Here is a 24451-nt window from a genome sequence, read left to right on the forward strand (position 1 = left end):
CCATGCCGCCCGAGATCCTGCCTCGCCCCGCCGCCATCGGCGCAGCCGAATTCCGCGAGCGCCGCCGCCGCCTGATGGCCACGCTGCCCGACGATGCCGCCGTGCTGCTGCCCGGCGCCGCGCTGGTCACCCGCTCCGGGGACAGCGAACATGCCTTTCGCCAGAACAGCGACTTTCACTATCTCACCGGCTTCCCCGAGCCCGACGCCCTGCTGCTGCTGCTCCCCGGCCGTGACGATGGCGAGAGCGTGCTGTTCTGCCAGGATCGCGACCCGGAGATGGAAGCCTGGACCGGGCGCCGGCTGGGGGCGGAAGGCGCCGAGCGCGTGCATGGCCTCGACCAGGCCTTCGGCAACGCCGAGCGCGACGAAGTCCTCGCCGAGCTGCTCGACGGCCGCACCGCCCTCTACCTGCCGCTGGACGACAGCGAGGCGCTGCACCTGGCCGAGTCGATCCGCGCCGAGCTGCAGGCCGGGGCCCGTCGCGGCGCGCGGCCACCGCTGGCCTTTGCCGACGTGTCCGTGCGCCTGCACGAGCAGCGGCTGGTCAAGAGCCCGTCGGAGCTGGCGCTGATGCGCCATGCCGGCGCGGTCAGCGCGAAGGCCCACTGCCGGGCGATGCGCGCCTGTGCCCCCGGGCTGACCGAGTACCAGCTGCAGGCCGAGCTCGAGCATGAGTTCCGGTGGCAGGGCGGCAGCGGCCCGGCCTACGCCAGCATCGTCGCTGGCGGCGGCAATGCCCGTGTGCTGCACTACATCGAGAACGCCGATGTGCTGCATGACGGTGCCCTGGTGCTGATCGACGCTGGCGCCGAGTTCGATCTCTATGCCGGTGACATCACCCGTACCTTCCCGGTCGGGGGCCGCTTCGGCGAGGCGCAGCGCGCCCTCTACGAGGTGGTGCTCGGCGCCCAGCAGCGCGCCATCGAGGCCGTGCGCCCCGGCACCACCCTGGTCGCCATCCATCGCGGTGTGGTGCGCGATCTCACCGCCGGGCTGATCGAACTCGGCCTGCTAGAGGGTGAGCTGCAGGACTGCATCGAGAATGAGGCCTGGCGGCGCTTCTATCTCCACGCCACCTCCCACTGGCTGGGCCTCGACGTCCACGATGTCGGCCAGTACCGCCAGGACGGCGAACCACGCCCGCTGGTGCCGGGCATGGTGCTGACCATCGAGCCCGGGCTCTACGTGCCCGAGGACGACGACATCCCCGCCGCCTATCGCGGCATCGGCATTCGCATCGAGGACGACGTGGCGGTGACCGAGGCGGGTCACGAGGTACTGACCGCCGACGTGCCCAAGCGGGTGGCCGATATCGAGGCGCTGATGGTCAAGGAATAACCGTTAGCAAGTTCGATAATTTATGTGTTACGTAACGTACATTATGGAATATTGGCCGTGAATCGGCATTCCAGCGCCGCCCCAGCAGGGCAGCATAAGGAGCGCCGGCTGACAGGGCCGTCAGGATGAAGGTCGTGAGGATGAGGACCGTGATGACAGCCGTAATGCAAGAGAGGAGCCGGCCATGAGCGATCTGGGCGGGGGCGAGGCCCCGCGGCACGTGGACATCGCCATCGTCGGCGGAGGACTGGTGGGCGCCAGCCTGGGCTGCGCCCTGGCACCGCTGATCGAGCGGCTGGGGCTGACGGTGGCGGTGATCGAGGCCGCGCCCATGACGGCGAAGCTCGACGCCCCCTGGCAGCCGAGCTTCGATGCCCGGGCCAGCGCCATCGCCCAGGGCTCGGTGGCACACTTCCGCACCTTGGGGCTGTGGGACGGCCTGGCCGAGCAGGCCTCGCCGATCCGCCGCATCCACGTCAGCGAGCAGGGCCGCCTGGGCGCGACCCGGCTGAATGCCGAGGAGCTCGGCGGCGAGGCCCTGGGCCAGGTGATTCCCAATGCCTGGCTGGGACGCGTGCTGCACCGCCGCCTGGCCGAGCTGCCGCTGGACTGGCACTGCCCGGCCCGGGTCGAGGAGATCCGGCCCGTGGCCGGCGGCCACCGGCTGACGCTCTCCGACGGTGCCTGCCTCGAGGCCGGTCTGACGGTGCTGGCCGACGGCGGGCGCTCGGGGCTCAAGGAGCGCCTCGGCATCGAGAGCCGCGAGCGGCCCTACGATCAGGTCGCGCTGATCGCCGGCGTCGAGGTCGACCGGCCCCACGACGGCTGGGCCTATGAGCGCTTCACCGGCGACGGCCCGATCGCCCTGCTGCCGCTCAAGGGCCAGGCCATGGAGCTGGTCTGGACCCATGAGGCGGGGCAGGAGACCGACCGCCTGGCGCTCTCCGACGGCGACTTCCTGGCCCAGCTGCAGCGCGCCTTCGGCGACCGCGCCGGGCGCTTCCGCCGGGTCGGCAAGCGCCACGCCTATCCGCTGTCGCTGGTCACGGCCCGGGAGACCACCCGGCCGGGGCTGGCGGTGATGGGCAACGCGGCACACGCGCTGCATCCGGTGGCCGGTCAGGGCTTCAACCTGGCGCTGCGCGGGGTGATGGACCTGGTGGCCGCCATCGAGGCCGGCGCCGCGCGCGGCGAACCCGCCGGCAGCGCCTCCACCCTGGGCGACTTCGAGACCCGCCGCAGTGGCGACCGCCACGACGTGATCCGCTTCAGCGACGGCCTGATCCGGCTGTTCGGGCTCGACAGCCCCCTGCTCTCCCACGCCCGGGCCGCCGGCCTGGTGGGGCTCAACCTGTTGGGGCCGCTGCGTCGGACCCTGGCCCGCCGCGCCATGGGGGTGGAGCGATGACCGAGGCGCCCGTGAAGGAGGACGACAGCGTGAAGGACGAGGCGAGCGGCATGAACCAAGACGCGACGCCGGCCGGCGAGGCGATCATCGTCGGTGGCGGCATGGTCGGCGCGACCCTGGCCTGCCTGCTGGGCGAGGCCGGCGTGGCGGTGACGCTGGTGGACGCGCGCCCGGCGCCGCTGGACGCCGAGGCCGTGGGCCGCGGCCGCCCGGAGCGGCGGGTCAGTGCCCTGACACCGGTCTCCCAGCGCCTGCTCGAGGGGCTGGGCGCCTGGGCGTGGATGCAGGGCCGGCGCGTGACGCCCTATCGCGGCATGCGGGTGTGGGACGCCGAGGGCACCGGCGAGGTGGCATTCTCCGCCGAGGAGGCCGGCCTGCCGGTGCTCGGCCATATCGTCGAGAACGACGTGGTGGTGGCGGCGCTGGAATCGCGGCTGGCCGGCCTGCCGACGGTGACGCGGCGCTTCGGGGCCAGGGTCACGGGCCTCGAGGACGGGCCGGCGGGGCGTGAGCTGGTACTGGAGGGCGGCGAACGCCTGAGCGCCCCGCTGGTGGTGGCCGCCGACGGTGCCCGCTCGCCGCTGCGCGAGCTGGCCGGCATCGGCGTGACGGCGCGGGAGACCGGCCATTCGGCGGTGGTGACCACGGTGCGCACCGCCAAGCCCCATGGCGGCGTGGCGCGCCAGGCCTTCCTGTCCGACGGCCCGCTGGCCTTCCTGCCGCTGACGGTGGAGGGCGACGATCATTACTGCTCGATCGTCTGGTCGACCACGCCGGAGCACGCCGACCGGCTCTGCGGGCTCTCTCCCGAGGCCCTGGGTCAGGCGCTGACCACGGCCTTCGACGGTAGGCTGGGCGAGGTCGAGGCGGTCGACGGCGCCCTGGCGGTGCCGCTGACCCAGCGCCACGCCGAGCGCTACGTGCTGCCGGGGCTGGCGCTGGTGGGCGATGCCGCCCACAGCATTCATCCGCTGGCCGGGCAGGGCGTGAACCTGGGGCTGATGGATGCCGCGGTGCTGGCCGAGGAGTTCCTGACGGCGCGGCGGCGCGGCGTGGGGCCGGGCAGCGAGGCGTGGCTGTCGCGGTACGCGCGGCGCCGTCGCGGCGACAACGCCGCCATGCTGAAGCTGATGGATGGCTTCCGGCTGCTGTTCGGGGCCCGCCATCCGGCGCTGACCCTGGTCCGTAACCTGGGCATGTCCGGGGTCGACCGGCTGTCGCCGCTCAAGCGGCTGCTGATGCAGCAGGCGGCGGGGCGCCGGGGCCGGCTGCCTGTCTCTTGTAAATGAGGGCTCTTTATCAGGCGCTGAAGGCTCTCGCCCTCCGCTGAGGGCTCTTTATGAGTCGCTGAGGGCTCTTTGCCAGGTGCTGAAGGCTCCTGTCTGGGCTGAGGGCTCTTGTCCGGGCTGAGGGCTCTCGCCAGTCGCGCAGAGCCCTCGCCGTCTGCCGGGCACGGGGCTAGCCGTCGTCGGACGATTCGACCGTGGCCGCGGCGCCGCGCTCGCCCAGCACGTTCAGCGCCTTGAGCAGGTTGAGCGCCTCGCCGAGCTGGTAGTCGTCGCGCAGCCGCTCGCTCAGCTCGCTGCGGGCGTCCTTCTCGCCGTTGCCGGCCAGGTGGCCTTCCAGGTCGGCCTCGCGCACCCGCAGGCCGGTGTTGTCGGCGACCTCGAGGCGGCCGCGCACCACCTGCACGTCGGGTTCGATGCCCAGCGCCTGGATGGAGCGCCCGCTGGGGGTGAAGTAGCGGGCGGTGGTCAGCTTCAGCGCCTCGTCCTCGCCCAGCGGCATGATCTGCTGTACCGAGCCCTTGCCGAAGCTCTCGGTGCCCATCACCACGCCGCGGCGCTGGTCCTGCAGGGCGCCGGCGACGATCTCCGCCGCCGAGGCGCTGCCGCCGTTGATCAGGATGACCAGCGGCACGTCCGGTGCGGCGGTGTCGCGCCGGGCGGAGAAGCGCATGGCGCTGTCCGGTAGCCGGCCCTCGGTGTAGACGACCAGGCCGCTCTCGAGGAAGGCGTCGGCCACGTCCACCGCGGCCTGCAGCACGCCGCCGGGATTATTGCGCAGGTCGAGCACCAGGCCCTTCAGCGGGCCCTCGTCGCGCAGCGTCTCCAGGGCGTCGACGACCTGCTCGCCAGTGCGGGTCTGGAACTGGCTGACGCGCAGATAGCCGTAGCCCGGCGCCAGCAGCTCCTGCTTCACGCTCTCGGTACGAATGATCTCGCGTTCGATGGCCACCTCGCGCGGGGCGTTCTCGCCTTCGCGCATGATGGTCAGGCGGATCTCGGTGCCGGGATCGCCGCGCATCAGGTCGACGGCCTCCTGCAGCGACATGCCCTCGGTGGGCGTGTCGTCGATGCGCAGGATGATGTCCTGGGCCTGCAGGCCGGCGCGGGAGGCCGGGGTGTCGTCGATGGGGGTGATCACGGTGAGCTGGCCGTCGCGCTTGCCGACCTCGATGCCCACGCCGCCGAACTCGCCCTGGGTGGATTCCTGCAGGCTCCGGTAGGCGTCGGCGTCCAGATAGGTGGAGTGCGGGTCGAGTTCGCTGAGCATGCCGCGCATGGCGTTGCGCATCAGGGTGGCGTCGTCGACCTCCTCGACGTAGGCCCGCTTGATGCGCTCGAACACCTCGGCGAAGGCCTGGATCTCGGCCACCGGCAGGTCGTCGCCGGCCGGCTCGACGTCGGAGGCGGCCTGCAGGGGCAGCGGCAGGGTCAGCAGGGCGACCGGCAGCAGAACCGCCTTCAGGTGCCGCAGCGGGGCGTTCGTCGGGAACATGCGCTCTCTCGCGGTGTGTCGCAGATGGGTTTCCAGCATAGCGTGGCGGCGGACGCGATTGGAATAGCGTGGCAGTGGACGCTAATGGGATAGCGCGACGCTGATCCGGAGAAAGCCCGGCAACACGACTCGAGGAGACGCATGAATACCTCCCTGTAGCTCCCGACGCCGTCCTTGGCGTAGGAGCTCCTCTCGACGTGCCGCCGGGCGGCCATTTCTCGGAAAGGCGATGCTTGTTGCTAGCGTCGGGCGATCCAGCGGTTGGGATCGATGGGCTCGCCATTGCGGCGTACCTCGAAGTAGAGCCCGGCGGATGACTGGCCGCCGCTGGCGCCCACCGCGCCCAGGGTCTCGCCGGCGCTGACCGCCTCGCCGACGCCGACCGTGAAGCGCTGCAGGTGGGCGTGCAGGGTCATCACGCCGTCGCCGTGGTCGAGGATCAGCAGGTTGCCGAAGCCGCGCATCCAGTCGGCGAACACCACCCGGCCGGCGTGGACCGCCTCGACCGGCGTGCCCTCGCGGGCACGGATCACCAGGCCGTTGCGGTGCACGCCGTCGCCGCGACCGAACGACGAGGTCACGCTGCCCTGCACCGGCCATGGCAGGTCGCCCTGGGTGGCGGCGATGTTGGTGGAGGGCGGCGGCTGCTGCAGGCGCGCCAGGCGTTCCTGGACCTGGCGCAGCACCCGCTCGGCGTGGGCGCGGTCCTGGTCGAGTTCGGTCAGCCGCGCCTGCTCGCTGGCGAAGCGGTCGTCGAGTTTCGCCACCAGGGCTTCGCGCTCGTCGACCCGGCGGGCGAGCTCGGCGCCCTGTTCCTGCAGGGTCTCTGACAGGCGCGCCAGGCGATCGCCGCGCGCGTCGAGGGCCCGGCGATTGTCGGCCAGCGCCGCGTCGAGCCGCTCGAGCTCGTCGAGCCGCTGCCGGCGGGCTTCGGCGAGGCGGTTGAGGTAGGCCTGCAGGCGATCCAGTCGGGCCGGATCGTCCTGATTGAGCAGCAGCTTGAGCTGCGGCGTCGGCCCCAGCCGGTAGAGGGCGTCGAGCTGCTCCTCGATCGCCGTCAGCTGGGCCCGGCGCTCGTCCTCGAGGGCCTGGCGCCGGTCCTCGAGCGCTTCGACCTCGTCACGCAGGTCGCGCTTCTCGGCCTGGAGCGCGTCCAGTCGGGCATGGGTCTCGGCCAGGGCGGTCTCGACCTCGCGCAGGTCCTCGTTGGCGTCGTCCCGCGCGTCGCGGGTGGCGGAGAGGTCCTGGGTGGCCGCCTGGATGCGCTCGCCGATGGCATCCAGGCGCTGCTGCGCCTCGCGTTCGTCCACCGCCGCCGCCGGGGTGGCCAGGGCGGCGCTCAGCGCGGCGGCCATCACGAGGCCCGGCAGCCATCGCCGCCGGGCCGGGCAGCGCCGCCGGCTCACGCCTCGATCAGCACGCGGCCGGTCATTTCCTCGGGCACCGGCTGGTCCATCAGCGTCAGCAGGGTCGGGGCGAGGTCGCACAGCCGGCCGTCCTGGGCCAGGCTCAGCGGGCGCGGGCCGACGTAGATCAGCGGCACGTCGAAGGTGGTGTGAGCGGTCTGGGCGACACCGGTCTCGGGGTGGACCATCTGCTCGGCGTTGCCGTGGTCGGCGGTGATCAGGCAGGTGCCGCCGACCTTCTCGAGCGCCTCGACCACGCGGCCGACGCAGGCATCGACGGCCTCGACGGCCTTGACCGCGGCGTCGAAGTCGCCGGTGTGGCCTACCATGTCGCCGTTGGCGTAGTTGCACACGATCAGGTCATGGGCGCCGGACTCGATGGCCTCGACCAGGCGGTCGGTGACCTCCACGGCGCTCATCTCGGGCTTCTCGTCGTAGGTCTTCACATCCTGAGGCGAGGGCACCAGCACGCGGGTCTCGCCCTCGTACTCGGCCTCGCGGCCGCCGGAGAAGAAGAAGGTGACGTGAGCGTACTTCTCGGTCTCGGCGATGCGCAGCTGGGTCAGGCCGCGTTTCTCCATCACCTCGCCCAGGGTGTTGTGCAGCTCTTCCGGCGGGAAGGCGGCCGGGGCCGGGATGTCGGCGGCGTACTGGGTCATGGTCACCAGGCTGCCGCCGGCCAGCTGCGGGCGGGCCTGGCGCTCGAAGCCGGCGAAGTCGTCCTCGACGAAGGCGCGGGTCAGCTCGCGGGCGCGGTCGGCGCGGAAGTTCATGAAGAAGGCGGCGTCGCCGTCCTCCATGCGCACCGGGGCGTCGCCGGCGAGAATGGCGGTGGCGGTGACGAATTCGTCGCTCTCGCCGCGGTCGTAGGCCGCGTCCAGGCCGGCCTCGGCGCTCTGGGCGACGTGCTCGGCGGTGCCCTCGGTGGCCAGGCGATAGGCCTGTTCGACGCGGTCCCAGCGGTTGTCGCGGTCCATGGCGAAGTAGCGGCCGATCAGCGAGGCCACGTAGCCGTTCTCGGCGCCGACCAGCTCGGCCAGCCTGGCGTTGACGCGCTCGATGGAGGCGCGGGCGCTCTTGGGCGCGGTGTCGCGGCCGTCGAGGAAGGCATGGACGTAGATGCGCGTGGCGCCGCGCTTCGCGGCCAGCTCGGCCATGGCGAGGATGTGGTCCTCGTGGCTGTGCACGCCGCCCGGCGACAGCAGGCCCAGCAGATGCACGGCGCGGCCGGCCTCGGCGGCGGCGTCCAGCGGGCCGGTGAGGATGGCGTTGTCGGCCAGCGCGCCGTCCTCGACGGCCTTGGTGATGCGGGTGAAGTCCTGATAGACGATGCGCCCGGCGCCGAGGTTCATGTGGCCGACTTCCGAGTTGCCCATCTGGCCGTCCGGCAGGCCGACGTAGCGGCCGTCGGTGTGCACCAGGGCGTGGGCACGGGTCTCCCACAGCCGGTCCATCACCGGGGTGTCGGCGGCCAGGATGGCGTTGTCGGTGGGGTCCGGGTTGTAGCCGTAGCCATCGAGGATGATCAGGGCCACCGGGCGGGGCGTCGGGGTCGAAGAGTCGGTCATGGGTCGAAGGCCTCGTGGTTGGGGCGGTACCGCCCTGGCCCTGTGGCCTCGGACGGGGTCGCGACTTGCCTCTGCTTGCGGCATCATATCGCACGGTCCCGCCGGGCGTCATATCGCACGCCCTCGGCGGCCCCACGGCATCATGTATACTGGCGCCGCCGGCCCGGCCGGTTTTCGTTCACCGCGTACCCGAAGAAGAGTCTTTCCGAATCATGATCGATCAGCTGTTCGAATTCGTGCAGAACCACCCGCTACTGGTCGCCGCCTTCGCGCTGGTGCTGGTCGCCTGGATCGCCTACGAGATCCGCAGCGGCGGGGCCAACGGCGTGACCACCAGCGAGGCCACCCAGCTGGTCAACCGCGAGGACGCCGTGGTGCTCGACGTCCGCGACAAGAACGACTTCAAGGCGGGTCATATCGCCGGCGCCCGCAACATTCCGCAGAGCAGCCTCGACAGTCGCCTGGGCGAGCTCGAGAAGTACAAGGGCAAGCCGATCATCGTGGCCTGCAAGCATGGCCAGACCGCCGGCGTGGCGATGGCCAAGCTGACCAAGGCCGGCTTCGAGCGCGTCTACAAGCTCAAGGGTGGGATGACCCAGTGGCAGACCGACGGCCTGCCGCTGGTCAAGAAGTGATCGCGCCCTCCTAACATTCCAACGACCAAAGGATTGCTTTCCATGGCGGAAGACAACAACCCGAACAGCGGCGCCAACGGCGAGGCCGCCGGCCAGCAGGACAAGCCCCAGGTGCAGTTCGCCCTGCAGCGCATCTACGTCAAGGACATCTCCTTCGAGGCGCCGAACTCTCCGGCGGTGTTCCAGCAGCCGTTCAAGCCGAAGGTCGGCCTGGACCTGAACACCACCCACCAGAAGGTCGGCGAGGATCTCTACGAGGTGGTGATCAAGGTCACCGCCCAGGTCACCCACAGCGAGGAAGGCACCACCTCCTTCCTGGCCGAGATCGAGCAGGCCGGCCTGTTCCGCATCGGCGGCATCGAGGGTGCCCAGCTCGACCATACCCTGGGCGCCTTCTGCCCGAACATGCTGTTCCCCTACGCGCGTGAGTGCATCGACAACCTGGTCAATCGCGGCGGCTTCCCGCCGCTGATGCTCTCGCCGGTCAACTTCGAGGCGATCTACGCCCAGAAGAAGCAGCGCGAGGCCCAGCAGCAGCAACAAGGCGAGCAGGCCACGCAGTAAGCGGCCGCCGGCAGCATCGCGCCGGGGCAGAGCGGCGCGAGGGCATCCCCCTCGCGCAGGCCTGCTCCGGCGCTTATCGTTTCGACCGTCCTCAGGAGAGCGTTTCGTCCATGGCGATCAAGGCCCCCCGTATCCATGTCGATGCCGCGCTGACCGCCGGCGCCGACGTCGTCCTGCCGGAAGGCCCGGCACGCCACGTGGCCCGAGTGCTGCGCCTCGGCGAGGGCGCGCCCCTTAGGCTGTTCGACGGCCACGGCATCGAGGCCGAGGCGGTGCTGGTCGAGGCCGGTCGCAAGCGCGTGGTGGCCCGCGTCGAGGCGCTCCATGAGGGCCGCGGCGAGTCGCCGCTGGCGGTGCACCTGGGTCAGGCGATCTCCAAGGGCGATCGCATGGACTACGCGATCCAGAAGGCCGTGGAGCTGGGCGTGGCCGAGATCACCCCGCTCTACACCGAGCACGGCGACGTGCGCCTCAAGGGCGAGCGCGAGGCGAAGAAGCTGGCCCACTGGCAGGCCGTGGCCGCCAGCGCCTGCGAGCAGTGCGGCCGCGCCACCGTGCCGCCGGTGCATCCGCCGGTCGGGCTCGCCGACTGGTTGGCCGGCCGCGACGAGGCGCTGCGCCTGGTGCTGCATCCCGGCACTCCGGGCGCCCTCGACCGCGAGGACGCCATCGCCCGCGCGGCGCTGCTGATCGGCCCCGAGGGCGGCCTCTCGGACGCCGAGATCGACGCCGCCACCGCCGCCGACTTTGCCGCCCTGACCCTGGGGCCGCGCATCCTGCGCACCGAGACCGCCCCGGTGGTCGCCCTGACGCTGCTGCAGGATCGTTTCGGGGACCTTTGACGGCTCAGCTGCTGTTTTCCAGCTTTTCGCGGGTTGTTCGATAGACGCTATCCAGGTGCGACAGCATGGCGCGCTCGGCAGCATCTGGATCGCCAGCGCGGAGGGCCTCGACGATTCGGCCGTGTTCCCGATAGCTCTGCTCGATGGAGCCCGCTTCCACCATCACCTGGCGGCGAATGTTCAGACCATAGGCGTATAGCTCTTCCGAATAGCGCAGCAGGATGTCGTTGCGTGCGTATTCCGAGATCAGCTTGTGGAAATTCTGGTCCGATAGCTGGAAATGCACGGGAGAGTCGAACAGCTGGCTTTGGGCCTCCAGCAGTGCATCCAGCTGTTGCAGGCCGGCTTCATCGATATGGCGGGCGGCACGGCGTGCAATTGCGGCTTCGACGACCAGGCGGCTCTCGAAGACGCTGTCCACATCAAAGCGATTCACCTCTGTATCCGGCCTTTGGCCTGGATGCTGCTGGAAGCGCTCGATCACCGCCTCGCTTGCGCAAATCCGTGACTTGCTGCCATGCGAGACACTGACCAGCCCATGTGCCGTTAGCTGGGCCAGCGCCCCCCTTACGGTTTCCCTACTTACCCCGAACAGCTGTGCCAGCTCCCGTTCGCTGGGCAGTTCGTCTCCATCCCGCAGCAGCCCCGTCAACACCATGTCGGTCAGCTTGTCGGCCAGGATTTCCTTCTTGGTTCGGCTCTTCAGTGTTTTCTCGTCGGCAAAGGCCCTTAGCGTCATGGGTCAATATCCTCTTCAGGCTGCGCACCACTGGTATGGATTATATACCAATATCCCTTGGTTTTGCTTAAGGATAGCTTTCCCATAGGCCGGGATATTGCATCTCCTACTTTGGTATTGGCGCTTTATCTAGCACCTTGACCGGTATCATGGGGGTGGCTAAGTTCAAAATGTCTTCTGGTCTGGTGGGCGTACCAGCAATCCAGTTGGCGCGCATAATATCAATGACAAGTCGCAAGCTCACAGGAGTCATCATGTACAAGAAGCTACTCGGTCTCTCCGCGCTCGGTCTCACGATCGCCTCTTCTCCGCTCCAGGCTGACGAGATTGTCTTCGCCATCGGAGGCACGCCACAGAGTCTGCAGGGCCAGACTGCTCAAGAGTTCACGCGTCGACTTCAGGATCGCCTCGGTGACGAGCATCAGGTTCAACTCTATGACAGCGGTCAGCTAGGCAACGAACAGCAGCTGGTTCAAAAGCTTCGCCTCGGGACCGTCGATCTGGCAGCCATCTCCTCGATCATGTCGTCCATCGATAACAAGTTTGCCCTCTTCGACATGCCCTTCCTGGTCAAGGATCGTGACCATCTCAAGCGTCTCGATCAGGACATCATCATGCAGGACCTGGCCGATGGCGCCGAGTCCAAGGGGCTGCACATCGTCTCCACCTGGGAGAACGGCTTTCGGCATATCACTAACAACGAACACGCCATCGATACACCCGAGGATCTTGAGGGCCTGAAGCTCCGCACGCCGCAGAGCGAGTGGCGCACCATGATGTTCGATACCTGGGGAGCCAACCCCACCCCGATGGCATTTTCGGAGGTCTTCGTGGCGCTTCAGACAGGTGTCGTCGACGGCCAGGAGAATCCACTGAGTAACATCAACGGCGCCAAGTTCCAGGAGGTTCAGGACTATCTCTCGTTGTCCAATCACGTCTATTCCCCTATCTGGCTGACCGCGGGGCAGGGTGGTTGGGAAAAGCTGCCTGAGGACGTCCGTATGGCCATCACCGAGGTTGCCGCTGAGACCCAGGATTGGGCCCTGGCTAAGGGGGCGGAGCTGGACGATAGCCTGATCGGCACCATGCGTGAGGCTGGTATGGAGGTCAATCGGGTCGATCGCGATGCCTTTGTCGAGGCCAGCGCTCCCGTCTACCAGGCCTATGCCGAGCGCGTCGAAGGGGGGCAGGCACTAATTGACCGGGCCATGGCACTGGCCGAGGAGTAAGTGGCCATGTCCACGTCATCGGGCGCCCAGCGGGCGCCCCTTCCGTCATGCACAGAGGAGAGTCCGACCATGCCCTTGTTGGATCGTTGTCGACTCGGCCTTGAGCGCCTGCTAGAGGCGTTCACGGTGGCCCTGCTGCTGGGGCTGACCGCCATCGTGCTCGGCGCCGTGGTCTTTCGCACGGTGGGAAGCTCGATCCCCTGGTACGACGAGGTCGCCTCGGTGGGTCTGGCCTGGCTGAGCTTCTATGGCGCCAATCTGGCGGCCCTCAAGCGAGCCCACATGGGTTTCCCAGGGCTGGTCGCCAAAGCGCCGCCGGCGCTTCGTACGACCCTTTTCCTGGCCTCGGAAGTCATCGTGATCGGCTTCTTCCTGGTGGTGGGCCTCTATGGATACCGGGTCCTCGATGTATTGGCCTGGGACACCCTGGTGGCCCTTCCCGCCATCCATCTCAATGTCACCCAGTCGGTGATTCCCATCAGCGCCGCTTTGTTCATCCTCTGCGAACTGCTCAGCCTGCCCATGGCCTGGCGCAAGATGCGCAGCGGCGTGAACAGCGAGGAAGAAGAGATCGAGGCCGCCATTCGGCAGGCCGAGGATGACCTCAAGGAGCACCGCGCATGATCCTGCTCATCATCATTGCCGCCCTCTTCGCCCTGGTGCTGATCAACGTCCCCATCGCCGTGGCCATCGGCGTGGTCGGTGTTGCCGGCGTCTACCTCAACATGGGCACCGAGGCACTGGTCAATGTGCCGCTGACGCTGTTCAACGGCGCCACCAAGTTTCCGCTGATCGCCATTCCGCTGTTCATCTTCGCCGGTGCGCTGATGAACACCTCGGGCATCTCCCTACGCCTGATCAACCTGGTCACCGCCCTGGTGGGCTTCGTGCGCGGCGGGCTGGCGATGGTCAATGTCGGGGTGTCGCTGTTCTTCGCCGAGATCTCTGGCTCGGCGGTGGCCGACGTGGCCGCCACCGGCTCGGTGCTGATCCCCGAAATGAAGCGCCGCAAGTACCATCCCGACTTCACTGCCGCCATCACCTCCTCCTCGGCATCGCTGGCGATCATCATCCCGCCGTCGCTGTCGATGATCCTCTACGGCGCCATCGCCGACACGTCCATCGTCAAGCTGTTCGTGGCGGGTATCGTGCCCGGCCTGCTGGGTGCCCTGGGGCTGGCGGGGGCCTGCTACTACTACGCGGTGAAGTACGACCTGCCCCGCGAGGCAGCCTTCTCTCTGGCGACCCTGGGCAAGGCGTTTCGTGAGGCCTTCTGGGCTCTGCTACTGCCGGTGATCATCCTCGGCGGCATCTTTGGCGGCTTCGTCACCGCCACCGAGGGCGCCGGCATCGCCGTGCTCGCCGCCCTACTGATCGGTGGGCTGGTCTATCGCGAGCTGAATCTCAAGATCCTCTACCGCGCGGTGATCGAGGGCGTGGTCCAGACCGCCGTGGTGATGCTGCTGGTGGCGACCTCGGCGGTACTGGGGCTGTTCCTCACCGAGATGCAGCTGCCTCAGCAGCTGGCCCAGCAGATCACGGCCATCACCCAGGATCCGGTGCTGGTGCTGGCGCTGCTCAATGTCCTGCTGCTGCTGCTCGGCATGTTCCTGCACGGTGCCGCCGCCATCATCCTGGTGGTGCCCATCGTCATGCCGCTGGTCCAACAGATCGGCATCGACCCGATTCACTTCGGCCTGATCCTGACTCTCAACCTGGCCATCGGCCAGCAGACGCCGCCGGTCGCCTCGGTGCTCGCGACGTCCTGCTCCATCGCCAAGACCGACATCTGGAACACCACCCGCGTCAACCTGCCGATGATCCTGGTGCTGTTCATCGTGCTGATGCTGGTCACCTACGTGCCGGCCATTCCCATGACCCTCGTCAACCTCTTCTATTGAACAGGAGTTCGCTCATGACAAGCACACGCCCCGTCATCGCCGTTACTTTGGGCGATCCGGCCGGCATCGGCCCGGAACTGATCGCCAGGCTGTTCGCCGAGTCGTCCCTGTTCGCTGATGTTCATACTGTTCTGGTGGGCGACCGCTGGCTGTGGCAGGAGGGACAGGGTGTCGCTGGACTCTCTCATCAGTTACCCGAGGTCTCGGACTTTGCCGCCGCCCGCCACCACGCCGTGCCGGTTTTCCTGCCGGTCGACAGCGTCGCCGAGGGCGAGGTCGGCTATGCCGAGGAGACCGCTGCCGGCGGCGCCTCGGTGCTGGCGATCCTCGATCGTTGCTTGGTGGCCGCCCAAGCCGGTGAGGTGGATGCCATCTGCTTTGCGCCGCTCAACAAGCTGGCGATGAAGAAGGGCGGCTTGCAGCACGAGGACGAGTTGCACTTCTTCGCCGAGCGGCTGGGCGTGGAGGGGTACTTCTGCGAGTTCAACACCCTGGGCAGCCTGTGGACCTCGCGGATCTCCTCGCACATCCCGCTCAAGGATGCCGCCCGCTACGTCACCCAGGATCGCATCGTTGCCGCCAGCCGGCTGATTCATGACTCCTTGAAACTGGCCGGTTTTGAGGCGCCGCGGGTCGCGGTGGCGGCCTTCAATCCCCATGCCGGCGAGGGCGGCACCTGTGGGCGCGAGGAGATCGACGTCATCGCCCCCGCCGTCGAGGCCTGCCGGGCCCAGGGTTATCCCATCGACGGCCCCTTCCCCGCCGACACCATCTTCCTCAAGGCCCGAGACGGCGACTACGACGCCATCGTCACCATGTATCACGACCAGGGACAGATCGCGATCAAGCTGCTGGGCTTCAAGCAGGGTGTCACCGTTCAGGGCGGCTTGCCGATCCCCATCACCACGCCGGCCCACGGCACCGCCTTCGATATCGCCGGTCGGGGCAAGGCCGATGTGGGGCCGACCCGCAACGCCTTCGAGATCGCCTGCCGCATGGGCGCCAATCTGCGATGCCAGCGTCTCGCTGACGCTGCCACCCACGCCTGATCCCTTACCCCTTACAAGGAACTCCGCGCATGAAGATCAGCAACGTCCGCACCCGCGTCTTCGAATGGAAGGGCCACACCGTGCCCCCCACCGCCCACTTCTGCTCCAACGCCATGGACGAGCTGTGGGACAAGGGCGACTCCATGGGGACCTTCCGCTTCCACGGCTGGACCACCGTCGAGGTCGAGACCGATACCGGTCTGGTGGGCCTCGGCAACGTGGCGCTGGCGCCGCGCATCGCCAAGGCCATCATCGACCAGTACCTGGCGCCGCTGGTGGTCGGCCAGGACCCCTTCGACTACGAGTACCTGTGGCAGCGCATGTATCGCTCCACCCACGCCTGGGGGCGCAAGGGTATCGGCATGGCGGCGATCTCCGGTGTCGACATCGCCATCTGGGACATCATGGGCAAGGCCGTCGGCCAGCCGGTGTTCAAGCTGCTCGGCGGGCGCACCAAGGAGAAGATTCCCTGCTATGCCTCCAAGCTCTATCGCACCGACCTGAAGTCGATGCAGGAGGAGGCCCAGTCCTATCTCGACCAGGGCTTCACGGCGATGAAGATGCGCTTCGGCTATGGCCCCAAGGATGGTCCCGCCGGCATGCGCGCCAACCTCGACAGCGTCGCCGCAGTGCGTGAGGTGATCGGCGAAGACATCGACCTGATGCTCGAGTGCTACATGGGCTGGAACCTGGAGTACACCAAGCGCATGTTGCCGAAGCTGGAGCGCTTCCAGCCGCGCTGGCTGGAGGAGCCAGTGCTGGCCGACGACATCGACGGCTATGTCGAGCTCAACCGGCTGACCAGCATTCCCATCTCCGGCGGCGAACACGAGTTTACCCACTACGGGTTCCGCCAACTGCTCGAGAAGCGTGCCGTCTCGGTGGTGCAGTACGACACCAACCGCGTTGGCGGCATCACGGCAGCGCGCAAGATCAACGCCATCGCCGAGTCGTTCAGCGTGCCGGTGATCCCCCACGCCGGCCAGATGCACAACTATCACCTGACCATGGCGACCCTGGCCTCGCCGATGGCCGAGTTCTTCCCGGTCCACGACGTCGAGATCGGCAATGAGCTGTTCTACTACCTGTTCGAGGGCGATCCGGAGCCGGTCAACGGCTTCCTCGACCTGGACGACGAGACCCCGGGCCTTGGCCTCTCGCTCAACGAGCGTTACTTCGACCAGTTCCATATCACCGAGTGAGGCTGGCCATGCGACTGATCCAGTATCTCGAGGAGGGGCAGCCGCGAGCTGCTCTGGTGGAGAGTGAGGACGCGGTGAGGCCGATTCGCCTCGCCGGCGGCACCTACGCTCTGGCGCGGCTGGCCATCGCTAGTCGGCAGTCTTTGTCGGCGGTGATTGAGGTGCGGCTCGACGATGGCCTGATCGACTATCAACAGCTGATCGACGAGCGCCGCCTGCTTCCGCCGCTGACCCATGACGATCCGGCCCATTGCCTGGTCACCGGCACCGGCCTGACCCACCTGGGCAGCGCCGACACCCGCGCCTCCATGCACGCCAAGGCCCAGGCCGACGAGTCCGAGCTGACCGACTCCATGCGCATGTTCAAGCTCGGCGTGGAGGGCGGCAAGCCCGCCACCGGCGAGACCGGCGCCCAGCCGGAGTGGTTCTACAAGGGCGACGGCGACTGCGTGGTGGCCCCCGAGGCGCCGATGCCGGTGCCGGCCTTCGCCGAGGACGCCGGCGAGGAGCCGGAACTCGCCGGGCTCTACGTGATCGGCGACGATGGCCAGCCCTGGCGCGTCGGCTACGCCATCGGCAACGAGTTCTCCGACCACATCACCGAGCGCTTCAACTACCTGTGGCTGGCCCATTCCAAGCTGCGCCACTGCAGCTTCGGCCCGGAGCTGTTGATCGGCGAGCTGCCCGACCACCTCGAGGGCACGAGCCGCATCGTGCGCGACGGCGAGACCCTGTGGGAGAAGCCCTTCCTCACCGGCGAGGCCAACATGGCCCACACCGTCGCCAACCTCGAGCATCACCACTTCAAGTACCCGGGCTTCCGACGCCCCGGCGACATCCACGTGCACTTCTTCGGCACCGCGACGCTGAGCTTCGCCGACGGCGTCCAGACCCGCGACGGCGACCGCTTCGAGATCGATCTGCCGGCCTTCGGCCGCACGCTGCGCAACCCGCTGGCGTTCGAGGACGTCGCCGCCGACACCCCCGTTCATTCCCTGTGACCCCAGGAGGTTCCATGACACTGGAAGGCAAGCAACTGATCGGCCAGCAGGCCGTGCTCAGCGACGGCAAGGCGATCCAGGCCGTCGATCCCGCCACCGGCGAGACCCTGTCCCCGGTCTATCCCGGGGGTGGCCAGGCCGAGGTCGAGCGCGCCTGCGAGCTGGCCTGGGCCGCCTTCGACGCCTACCGCGAGACCGGCCTCGAGGCCCGCGCCGCGTTCCTCGAGACCGTGGCCGACGAGATAGAGGCCATCGGCGATGAGCTGATCACTCGCGCCATGGCCGAGTCCGGCCTGCCGCGGGCCCGCCTGGAAGGCGAGCGCGGCCGCACCTGCGGCCAGCTGCGCCTGTTCGCCAAGGTCGTGCGCGCCGGCGAGTGGCTCGACGTGCGCCTCGATCCGGCGCTGCCGGAGCGTCAGCCGATGCCCCGCGTCGACCTGCGCCAGCGCCACATCGCCCTGGGCCCGGTGGCCGTGTTCGGCGCCTCCAACTTCCCGCTGGCGTTCTCCGTGGCCGGCGGCGACACCGCCTCCGCGCTGGCCGCTGGCTGCCCGGTGGTGGTCAAGGCCCACTCCGCCCACCCCGGCACCTCCGAACTGGTCGGCCGCGCCGTGCAGCGCGCCGTGGCCAAATGCGAGCTGCCCGAGGGCGTGTTCTCGCTGCTCTACGGCTCCGGCCGCGAGGTCGGCCAGGCGCTGGTGCGCGACGCGCGCATCAAGGCGGTGGGCTTCACCGGCTCCCGCGGCGGCGGCACCGCGCTGATGCAGGCCGCCCAGGAGCGTCCCGAGCCGATCCCGGTCTACGCCGAGATGAGCTCCATCAACCCGGTGTTCCTGCTGCCGGAAGCGCTCCAGGCGCGTGGCCAGGCGCTCGGCGAGGCCTTCGTCGGCTCGCTGAACATGGGCGCCGGCCAGTTCTGCACCAACCCCGGCCTGGTGATCGCCGTCAAGGGCGAGGCGTTGGATGCCTTCGTGGCGTCCGCCGCCGAAGCCGTGAAGGGCTCCGCGGCCCAGACCATGCTGACCCCGGGCATCCATGACGCCTACGTGCAGGGCGTCGACGGCCTGGTCGCCAGCAGCAAGGCTCGCGAGATCGCCCGCGGCGCCGCCGGCGAGGGCCCCAACGCCTGCCAGACCGGGCTGTTCGTGGCCTCCGCCGAGGACTTCATGAGCGACGAAGCGCTGCAGGCCGAGGTCTTCGGCGCCACCTCGCTGGTGGTCGAGTGCGCCGACCTGGACGAGGTCAAGCGCGTGGCCGAGCACCTGGAAGGCCAGCTCACCGCCACCCTGCAGATGGACGACGCCGACCTGGACGCGGCCCGCGCGCTGCTGCCGACCCTGGAGCGCCGTGCCGGCCGGGTGATGGCCAACGGCTGGCCGACCGGCGTCGAGGTGTGCCACGCCATGGTTCACGGCGGCCCGTACCCGGCCACCTCCGACGCGCGCACCACCTCGGTGGGCAGCGCGGCGATCCATCGCTTCCTGCGCCCGGTGTGCTACCAGAACCTGCCCCAGGGGCTACTGCCCGAGGCCCTGCGCGACGGCAACCCGGCCGGCGTCAGCCGCCTGGTCGACGGCCAGCGCGAGGCCTGAGGAGGAATTCACCTGCGACAGAGTGGTTCGATCAAAGCACTTTGTTTGCCGGCGTTCATCGCGGGATAATGGAGGCTCATTTCCCGCATCGGTTTCCCGTCATGTCCGACTCCCGCCGCTCCGCCCCACGCGCGGCCCATTCCCGTCGTGAGCCCATGCGCCGCACCCGCGAGCCGCGAGCCAGCGTCGGCGAGGTCGCCTACCTGCCGGTGGTGAAGGTCAACGAGACCGGCGCCTTCCTCGACTGGGGCCACTCGCGGGACCTGCTGCTGCCCTTCGGCGAGCAGCGCTTCCGTCCCACGGTGGGACGCCGGGTGCTGGTGATGATCCGCGAGGATGACCGCGAACGGCCCTTCGCCACCCAGCGCCTCGACCGCTACCTCGACGATCACGCCGAGGGCCTGGCCGCCGGCAGCGCCGTGGCGCTGGTGATCGCCGACCAGACCGATCTCGGCTACAAGGCGGTGGTCGACGGCCGCTTCTGGGGCCTGCTCTATCACGACGACGTGACCCGGCCGCTGCGCCGCGGCCAGCGGCTCGATGGCCACGTGAAGCGGGTCCGCGAGGACGGCCGCCTGGATCTGTCGCTGCTGCCGCCGGGCCCGGCGCGGCTGGACGTGGTCGGCGAGGCCGTGCTCAAGGCGCTGCGCGAGAGCGGCGGCTACCTGCCGCTCTCCGACGCCAGCCCCGCCGGCGAGATCAAGGCCCGGCTCGGGGTCAGCAAGAACGCCTTCAAGCAGGCCATCGGCCGGCTCTACAAGCAGCGCCGCATCACCATCGAGAGCGGCGGTATCCGCTTCGCGCCCGGCGGGGAGCAGGACTGAGCGCCTTGGAGTCCATGGCGGCCCTGCGGCATACTGCCAGCCATCATTCCCCGCCGGGATCGCCCGGCGCCGACGAGTAGAACGATGAGCCAACGCCCCCTCAAGGTCGGCGTGGTGATGGATCCCATCGCCGACCTCAGCTTCAAGAAGGACACCAGCCTGGCCATGCTGTGGGCCGCCCAGGATCGCGGCTGGTCGTTGCACTACATGGAGCAGGAAGACCTGTTCCTGCGCGACGGCCGGGCCCACGCCCGGATGTGCGACCTCGAGGTGTTCCGCGACGCCGAGCGCTGGTACGCGCTGGGCGAGGCCGAGGCGCGCCCGCTGGCCGAGCTCGACGTGGTGCTGATGCGCAAGGACCCGCCGGTGGACGGCCACTTCCTCAACGCCGTGCACCTGCTGGGCTTCGCCGAGCGCGAAGGCGTGCTGGTGGTGAACCCCACCCGGGCGCTGCTGGAGTGCAACGAGAAGCTGTTCGCCCAGCAGTTCCCGGAGTGCTGCGCGCCGACCCTGGTGTCCTGCCGCGAGACCGAACTGCGCGCCTTCCACGCCGAACACGGCGACGTCATCCTCAAGCCCCTCGACGGCATGGGCGGCAGCGGCATCTTCCACGTCCAGCCGGACGGCCGTAACCTTGGCGCGATCATCGAGACCCTCACCGAGGGCGGCCGGCGCCAGATCATGGCCCAGCGCTACCTGCCGGAGATCAAGGACGGCGACACCCGCATCCTGCTGGTCGACGGCGAGCCGGTCGAGTACGGGCTGGCGCGCATTCCCAGCGCCGGTGAGACCCGCGGCAACCTGGCCGCCGGCGGCCAGGGCGTCAGCCGCGAGCTGACCGACCGCGATCGCTGGCTGATCGGCCAGGTGCAGCCGATGATCCACGAGAAGGGCCTGATGTTCGTCGGCCTGGACGTGATCGGCGACTACATCACCGAGATCAACGTCACCAGCCCGACCTGCGTGCGCGAGATCGACGACCAGCGCGGCACCGACATCGCCGGCCAGCTGATGGACGCCGTCGCCGACCGCCTCGCCGCGCGCCGGGGCTGACCCGGGAGACGCCACCGTGGCCGCCCCCGTCAACGACCCGATCCGCTATGCGCCGGTGACGCGCTCTTACCGCTACTGGCTGGCCTGGGCGGTGTCGCTGCTGCTGCATCTGGCGGTGATCGGCGTGGTGGCCAGCCGCCAGTTCGCCCCGGCGCCGCCGGAGCGCACCAGCCTCGACGTGGTGCTGGTGACACGGCCCGCCGAGGCGCCGGTGACGGCCGAGGCGCTGGCCGAGTCGGCCCAGCGCGCCGCCGGCGAGGCGGTGGAATCGCCGCCGGCGGAGTCCCATGCCGCGCCCCGGGCCGAGTCGTCGGTACCGCCGGCGGAGGTCGAGCGGGCGGTGGATCCGGCCTCGCCGGCCGAGCCCGAGGCCCAGGCGCCCCCCGAGCCCGAGGCGCGTCCGGCACCGGAAGCGTCGGCCACCGCCGAGCGGCCGCGGCAGACGGCGACCCCCGAGCCGCGCGAGAGTGCGCCCCGCTCGGCCGAGGCCACGGCCCCCGCGGCGGCCAGCGTGCCCTCGACCTCGGGGCGCGATCTGCTGGCCCAGGCCACCGCCAGCATCCGTGAGCAGGGGCTGTCCGCCGACTATGCCGGCGACGCTGCCGGGGCGGCGCGGCCGGCGGCCCAGCGGGCCGCCGAGGCCCGCTACATCGACGACTGGACGCGCCGGGTCGAGGACTACGGGAACCGCGTCCATCCGGCGCCGCCAGCGCTGGATGGCCAGCTGCGGATCCGCGTGGTGATCGGCCGCGACGGTCAGGTCAGGCGGGCGGAAGTGATACAATCCTCGGGACATTCCGAACTCGATCAGGCGGCCCTGGACACCGTCCACGGCGCCGCGCCGTACCGCCCCTTCGATGCGGGCATGGGCGAGCTGGACAGCCTGTCCATCACCCGCATCTGGCGGTTCGGCGAAGGCAACGATTACGGCGTGCGCTAGGCACCGGACGACGGCGCGCGCAGACACACGGCAGGCGCGCCCGATGCGCGCCGCCTTCCGCTGGGGAGCTCCATGCAAAGCTTGAAAAACCACTTCCTGATGGCGATGCCGCACCTGGAAGATCCCAATTTCGCCGGCACCCTCAGCTACCTCTGCGACCACGACGACAAGGGCACCATGGGCGTGATCGTCAATCACCCCATGGAGGAGCTGACCCTCGAGGCGCTGTTCGAGCAGCTCGAGCTCGAGTGCAGCACCAGCCCTCACCTCAGCGCCCCCGTCTACTACGGCGGCCCGGTGCACAAGGACCGCGGCTTCATCCTCCACGAGGGTGACAGCCAGCAGTGGGACTCCAGCCTGCAGGTGACCGACGACATCGCCCTGACCACCTCCATGGACGTGCTCGAGGCGCTGGCCGCCGGCCGTGGCCCGGAGAAGTTCCTGGTCTGCCTGGGCTGCGCCGGCTGGGAATCCGGTCAGCTCGAGCAGGAGCTGATGGACAACACCTGGCTGACCGTGGAGGGCCGTGCCGACGTGCTCTTCGAGGTGCCGCCGGAGCAGCGCCTGAGCGCCAGCGCCAATCTGCTGGGCGTCGATCTGAACCTGATGACCCGCGAAGCGGGCCACAGCTGATATGAAAGGAGCGGCCTGCGCTCGCTCAGGCGGCGTTGCCCGGAGACTCGCCATGCTCATTGAACCCCGCGTCAACTCCGCTAGCTCGTCTCCGGGCGCCTTGCCTGGCCGTCGCTCGGCGCGTTCGTCGGTCGGGTGCCGCCTCGAGGAGCTTTGCCGATGAGTGCCAGTGGCCAGCGCCTGATCCTGGGCTTCGACTTCGGCACCCGGCGCATCGGTGTGGCGGTGGGCAACGAGCTCACCGCCAGCGCCCGGGCGCTGGAACCGCTGCCGGCCCGCGACGGCATCCCCGACTGGGACCAGGTCGCGCGGCTGGTGGAGGAGTGGCGGCCCGACCTGTTCGTGGTCGGCCTGCCGCTCAACATGGACGGCAGCGAGAGCGTGATGAGCACTCGCGCGCGCAAGTTCGGCAAGCGGCTCTACGGTCGCTACGGCGTGCCCTGCGAGATGGCCGACGAGCGCGGCTCGACCCGCGAGGCCAAGAGCATCGCCCGGGAGGCCGGGCACCGCGGCAACTACCGCGAGGACAGCGTCGACGGCCTGGCCGCGGTGCTGATCCTCGAGGCCTGGCTGGCGCGGTCCGAGGGGCTGCCGCCGCGGCCCTGATCCTCTGCTTTCCCGCTCTTCCAACGGCAACGGGCCGGCATTCGCCGGCCCGTTGCCGTTTCTGGCGGCCTGTCTCGGCCCTTCCTGCCCGTCAGAACTGGGCGTCGTCCACGCCGACGGTCTTCGGCACGAACCAGGGCACGTCGCGCAGGTCCTTCTCGATCTGGTCCTCGACCTGCAGCAGGGTAGCGAAGATCGCCATGCGTACCGGGATGCCGTTGTCGGTCTGGCGGAAGATCGCCAGGCGCGGGTCGCCGTTGAGGTCCACGTCCAGGTCGTTGGCATCCGGGCGGCTGTCGCGGGGCAGCGGGTGCATGACGATGGCGTGGTCGTTGACGCGCTGGTCCATGAACGCCTTGTCCACCGTGTACTCCCGCGACAGGCTGAAGCCCTCGCTCATCTCGGCGGTGAAACGCTCCTTCTGGATGCGCGTGGTGTAGACCACGTCGACGTCGGAGAAGTCGCTGGCCAGGCTCTCGCGGGTCTCGACCCGGTGGCCGCGGGAGGCGACCAGCTCGATCAGGTGCTGCGGCATTTCCAGGCCGGGGGGCGAGACCAGGGTCAGGCGCATCGGCTCGTGGAGCGACAGCAGCTTGATCAGCGAGTGCACGGTGCGGCCGAACTTGAGGTCGCCGGTCAGCAGGATATGGGCGCCGGTCAGGGCCTTGTCGCGCCGCGCGAACTCCTTCTCGATGGTGTAGAGGTCGAGCAGCGCCTGGCTGGGGTGCTCGCCGGGGCCGTCGCCGCCGTTGATCACCGGCACGTTGGTGGCCTGGGCGAACTCGGCCACCGCACCCTGTTCCGGGTGGCGCATCACGATGGCGTCGCAGTAGCCGCTCATCACCCGGCTGGTGTCGTAGAGCGACTCGCCCTTGGCCATGGACGAGAAGGTGAAGCCGGTGGTGTCGCAGACGCTGCCGCCGAGCCGGCAGAAGGCGGTGTGGAAGCTGACGCGGGTGCGGGTGCTGGCCTCGAAGAACAGGTTGCCGAGCACCGCGCCCTCCAGCACCCGGGTGACCTTGCGGCGTTGGGCGATCGGTTCCATGCGCGCCGCCACGCGCATCAGGTGATCGACGTCATCTCGTGACAGGGAATCGACGGAGAGCAGGTGAGAACTCATGCGCGGGCCTCGGCTGGC

The 24451-nt window shown here is 69.2% G+C and carries 23 protein-coding genes; 18 read left to right on the top strand and 5 right to left on the bottom strand.

The window, feature by feature from the left end; all coding sequences use genetic code 11:
- Positions 1–2 precede the first annotated feature (2 nt).
- The 3 genes from pepP (at position 3) to UN84_RS16760 (ending at position 4037) form a co-directional block, all read left to right on the top strand.
- A complete protein-coding gene (gene pepP, locus UN84_RS16750; protein ID WP_046078912.1) occupies positions 3–1340 on the top strand; it encodes a Xaa-Pro aminopeptidase in 1338 nt (445 codons plus the stop codon).
- Between the two features lie 184 nt (positions 1341–1524).
- The gene (gene ubiH, locus UN84_RS16755; protein ID WP_046078913.1) at positions 1525–2748 is read left to right on the top strand and encodes a 2-octaprenyl-6-methoxyphenyl hydroxylase; all 1224 of its coding nucleotides are present in this window, start codon (positions 1525–1527) and stop codon (positions 2746–2748) included.
- Positions 2745–4037: a UbiH/UbiF/VisC/COQ6 family ubiquinone biosynthesis hydroxylase gene (locus UN84_RS16760; protein WP_082090862.1), complete on the top strand. Its 1293-nt coding sequence runs from the start codon at positions 2745–2747 to the stop codon at positions 4035–4037. The genes ubiH and UN84_RS16760 overlap by 4 nt, the downstream gene beginning before the upstream one ends.
- A gap of 169 nt (positions 4038–4206) precedes the next feature.
- Here UN84_RS16760 and UN84_RS16765 read toward each other — a convergent pair whose 3' ends face one another.
- The 3 genes from UN84_RS16765 to gpmI all read right to left on the bottom strand — a co-directional run bounded on the left by UN84_RS16765 (position 4207) and on the right by gpmI (position 8503).
- Positions 4207–5529 (bottom strand): S41 family peptidase, encoded by a 1323-nt coding sequence (locus tag UN84_RS16765; RefSeq protein ID WP_046078914.1) that lies wholly within the window; start codon positions 5527–5529, stop codon positions 4207–4209.
- Positions 5530–5768: 239 nt separating this feature from the next.
- Positions 5769–6884 (bottom strand): murein hydrolase activator EnvC family protein, encoded by a 1116-nt coding sequence (locus UN84_RS16770; protein ID WP_046080337.1) that lies wholly within the window; start codon positions 6882–6884, stop codon positions 5769–5771.
- A 47-nt stretch (positions 6885–6931) separates the two neighbouring features.
- Entirely contained in the window at positions 6932–8503 is a 1572-nt protein-coding gene (gene gpmI / locus UN84_RS16775; protein ID WP_046078915.1) for a 2,3-bisphosphoglycerate-independent phosphoglycerate mutase, read from the bottom strand.
- A 212-nt stretch (positions 8504–8715) separates the two neighbouring features.
- On the opposite strand from gpmI, the gene UN84_RS16780 reads away from it, so the two are divergent.
- The 3 genes from UN84_RS16780 (at position 8716) to UN84_RS16790 (ending at position 10544) form a co-directional block, all read left to right on the top strand.
- Complete coding sequence (locus UN84_RS16780) at positions 8716–9138, top strand: rhodanese-like domain-containing protein (protein ID WP_035599925.1); 423 nt, start codon at positions 8716–8718, stop codon at positions 9136–9138.
- Between the two features lie 42 nt (positions 9139–9180).
- Positions 9181–9702, top strand: coding sequence for a protein-export chaperone SecB (gene secB, locus UN84_RS16785; RefSeq protein WP_035599928.1), 522 nt, complete (start codon positions 9181–9183; stop codon positions 9700–9702).
- 110 nt (positions 9703–9812) lie between these two features.
- Positions 9813–10544 (top strand): 16S rRNA (uracil(1498)-N(3))-methyltransferase, encoded by a 732-nt coding sequence (locus UN84_RS16790; RefSeq protein WP_082090863.1) that lies wholly within the window; start codon positions 9813–9815, stop codon positions 10542–10544.
- 4 nt (positions 10545–10548) lie between these two features.
- Here UN84_RS16790 and UN84_RS16795 read toward each other — a convergent pair whose 3' ends face one another.
- The gene (locus UN84_RS16795) at positions 10549–11283 is read right to left on the bottom strand and encodes a FadR/GntR family transcriptional regulator (RefSeq protein ID WP_046078916.1); all 735 of its coding nucleotides are present in this window, start codon (positions 11281–11283) and stop codon (positions 10549–10551) included.
- Between the two features lie 254 nt (positions 11284–11537).
- On the opposite strand from UN84_RS16795, the gene UN84_RS16800 reads away from it, so the two are divergent.
- From UN84_RS16800 to ruvX, 12 genes are all read left to right on the top strand, one after another.
- The gene (locus UN84_RS16800; protein ID WP_046078917.1) at positions 11538–12512 is read left to right on the top strand and encodes a TRAP transporter substrate-binding protein; all 975 of its coding nucleotides are present in this window, start codon (positions 11538–11540) and stop codon (positions 12510–12512) included.
- A gap of 126 nt (positions 12513–12638) precedes the next feature.
- Complete coding sequence (locus UN84_RS16805) at positions 12639–13136, top strand: TRAP transporter small permease (protein WP_202020703.1); 498 nt, start codon at positions 12639–12641, stop codon at positions 13134–13136.
- Positions 13133–14413 (top strand): TRAP transporter large permease, encoded by a 1281-nt coding sequence (locus tag UN84_RS16810; protein ID WP_046078919.1) that lies wholly within the window; start codon positions 13133–13135, stop codon positions 14411–14413. The genes UN84_RS16805 and UN84_RS16810 overlap by 4 nt, the downstream gene beginning before the upstream one ends.
- Positions 14414–14427: 14 nt before the next feature.
- Entirely contained in the window at positions 14428–15462 is a 1035-nt protein-coding gene (locus UN84_RS16815) for a 4-hydroxythreonine-4-phosphate dehydrogenase PdxA (protein ID WP_046078920.1), read from the top strand.
- Between the two features lie 29 nt (positions 15463–15491).
- Entirely contained in the window at positions 15492–16664 is a 1173-nt protein-coding gene (locus UN84_RS16820; RefSeq protein WP_046078921.1) for an L-rhamnonate dehydratase, read from the top strand.
- An 8-nt stretch (positions 16665–16672) separates the two neighbouring features.
- Positions 16673–17665, top strand: coding sequence for an AraD1 family protein (gene araD1, locus UN84_RS16825; protein ID WP_173835030.1), 993 nt, complete (start codon positions 16673–16675; stop codon positions 17663–17665).
- 14 nt (positions 17666–17679) lie between these two features.
- A complete protein-coding gene (locus tag UN84_RS16830) occupies positions 17680–19257 on the top strand; it encodes an aldehyde dehydrogenase (NADP(+)) (protein WP_173835031.1) in 1578 nt (525 codons plus the stop codon).
- Positions 19258–19358: 101 nt separating this feature from the next.
- A complete protein-coding gene (locus tag UN84_RS16835) occupies positions 19359–20081 on the top strand; it encodes a CvfB family protein (protein ID WP_442908400.1) in 723 nt (240 codons plus the stop codon).
- 84 nt (positions 20082–20165) lie between these two features.
- Positions 20166–21134 carry a glutathione synthase gene (gene gshB, locus UN84_RS16840; protein WP_046078939.1) on the top strand — a complete coding sequence of 323 codons (969 nt, stop codon included), beginning with the start codon at positions 20166–20168 and terminating at the stop codon, positions 21132–21134.
- A 16-nt stretch (positions 21135–21150) separates the two neighbouring features.
- Entirely contained in the window at positions 21151–22074 is a 924-nt protein-coding gene (locus tag UN84_RS16845) for an energy transducer TonB (protein WP_173835032.1), read from the top strand.
- A gap of 72 nt (positions 22075–22146) precedes the next feature.
- Entirely contained in the window at positions 22147–22707 is a 561-nt protein-coding gene (locus UN84_RS16850; RefSeq protein ID WP_035599298.1) for a YqgE/AlgH family protein, read from the top strand.
- A gap of 159 nt (positions 22708–22866) precedes the next feature.
- On the top strand, positions 22867–23313 hold the full coding sequence (ruvX, locus tag UN84_RS16855; protein WP_046078966.1) for a Holliday junction resolvase RuvX: 447 nt from the start codon (positions 22867–22869) through the stop codon (positions 23311–23313).
- Between the two features lie 91 nt (positions 23314–23404).
- On the opposite strand, the gene pyrB is transcribed toward ruvX, so the two are convergent.
- Positions 23405–24433 (bottom strand): aspartate carbamoyltransferase, encoded by a 1029-nt coding sequence (pyrB, locus tag UN84_RS16860; protein WP_046078967.1) that lies wholly within the window; start codon positions 24431–24433, stop codon positions 23405–23407.
- Positions 24434–24451: the final 18 nt, after the last annotated feature.

The organism is Halomonas sp. HG01, assembly GCF_000968715.2.
GTDB classification, from domain to species: domain Bacteria; phylum Pseudomonadota; class Gammaproteobacteria; order Pseudomonadales; family Halomonadaceae; genus Halomonas; species Halomonas halophila.

Bases quoted from the DNA above. Each gene is read 5' to 3' on its own strand.
- ruvX (WP_046078966.1), top strand. From the start codon at position 22,867: ATGAGTGCCAGTGGCCAGCGCCTGATCCTGGGCTTCGACTTCGGCACC.
- secB (WP_035599928.1), top strand. From the start codon at position 9,181: ATGGCGGAAGACAACAACCCGAACAGCGGCGCCAACGGCGAGGCCGCC.
- ubiH (WP_046078913.1), top strand. From the start codon at position 1,525: ATGAGCGATCTGGGCGGGGGCGAGGCCCCGCGGCACGTGGACATCGCC.
- UN84_RS16815 (WP_046078920.1), top strand. From the start codon at position 14,428: ATGACAAGCACACGCCCCGTCATCGCCGTTACTTTGGGCGATCCGGCC.
- gshB (WP_046078939.1), top strand. From the start codon at position 20,166: ATGAGCCAACGCCCCCTCAAGGTCGGCGTGGTGATGGATCCCATCGCC.
- araD1 (WP_173835030.1), top strand. From the start codon at position 16,673: ATGCGACTGATCCAGTATCTCGAGGAGGGGCAGCCGCGAGCTGCTCTG.
- UN84_RS16795 (WP_046078916.1), bottom strand. From the start codon at position 11,283: ATGACGCTAAGGGCCTTTGCCGACGAGAAAACACTGAAGAGCCGAACC.
- UN84_RS16760 (WP_082090862.1), top strand. From the start codon at position 2,745: ATGACCGAGGCGCCCGTGAAGGAGGACGACAGCGTGAAGGACGAGGCG.
- UN84_RS16790 (WP_082090863.1), top strand. From the start codon at position 9,813: ATGGCGATCAAGGCCCCCCGTATCCATGTCGATGCCGCGCTGACCGCC.
- UN84_RS16810 (WP_046078919.1), top strand. From the start codon at position 13,133: ATGATCCTGCTCATCATCATTGCCGCCCTCTTCGCCCTGGTGCTGATC.
- UN84_RS16770 (WP_046080337.1), bottom strand. From the start codon at position 6,884: ATGGCCGCCGCGCTGAGCGCCGCCCTGGCCACCCCGGCGGCGGCGGTG.
- gpmI (WP_046078915.1), bottom strand. From the start codon at position 8,503: ATGACCGACTCTTCGACCCCGACGCCCCGCCCGGTGGCCCTGATCATC.
- UN84_RS16835 (WP_442908400.1), top strand. From the start codon at position 19,359: ATGTCCGACTCCCGCCGCTCCGCCCCACGCGCGGCCCATTCCCGTCGT.
- UN84_RS16780 (WP_035599925.1), top strand. From the start codon at position 8,716: ATGATCGATCAGCTGTTCGAATTCGTGCAGAACCACCCGCTACTGGTC.
- UN84_RS16820 (WP_046078921.1), top strand. From the start codon at position 15,492: ATGAAGATCAGCAACGTCCGCACCCGCGTCTTCGAATGGAAGGGCCAC.
- UN84_RS16765 (WP_046078914.1), bottom strand. From the start codon at position 5,529: ATGTTCCCGACGAACGCCCCGCTGCGGCACCTGAAGGCGGTTCTGCTG.
- UN84_RS16850 (WP_035599298.1), top strand. From the start codon at position 22,147: ATGCAAAGCTTGAAAAACCACTTCCTGATGGCGATGCCGCACCTGGAA.
- pyrB (WP_046078967.1), bottom strand. From the start codon at position 24,433: ATGAGTTCTCACCTGCTCTCCGTCGATTCCCTGTCACGAGATGACGTC.
- pepP (WP_046078912.1), top strand. From the start codon at position 3: ATGCCGCCCGAGATCCTGCCTCGCCCCGCCGCCATCGGCGCAGCCGAA.
- UN84_RS16800 (WP_046078917.1), top strand. From the start codon at position 11,538: ATGTACAAGAAGCTACTCGGTCTCTCCGCGCTCGGTCTCACGATCGCC.
- UN84_RS16830 (WP_173835031.1), top strand. From the start codon at position 17,680: ATGACACTGGAAGGCAAGCAACTGATCGGCCAGCAGGCCGTGCTCAGC.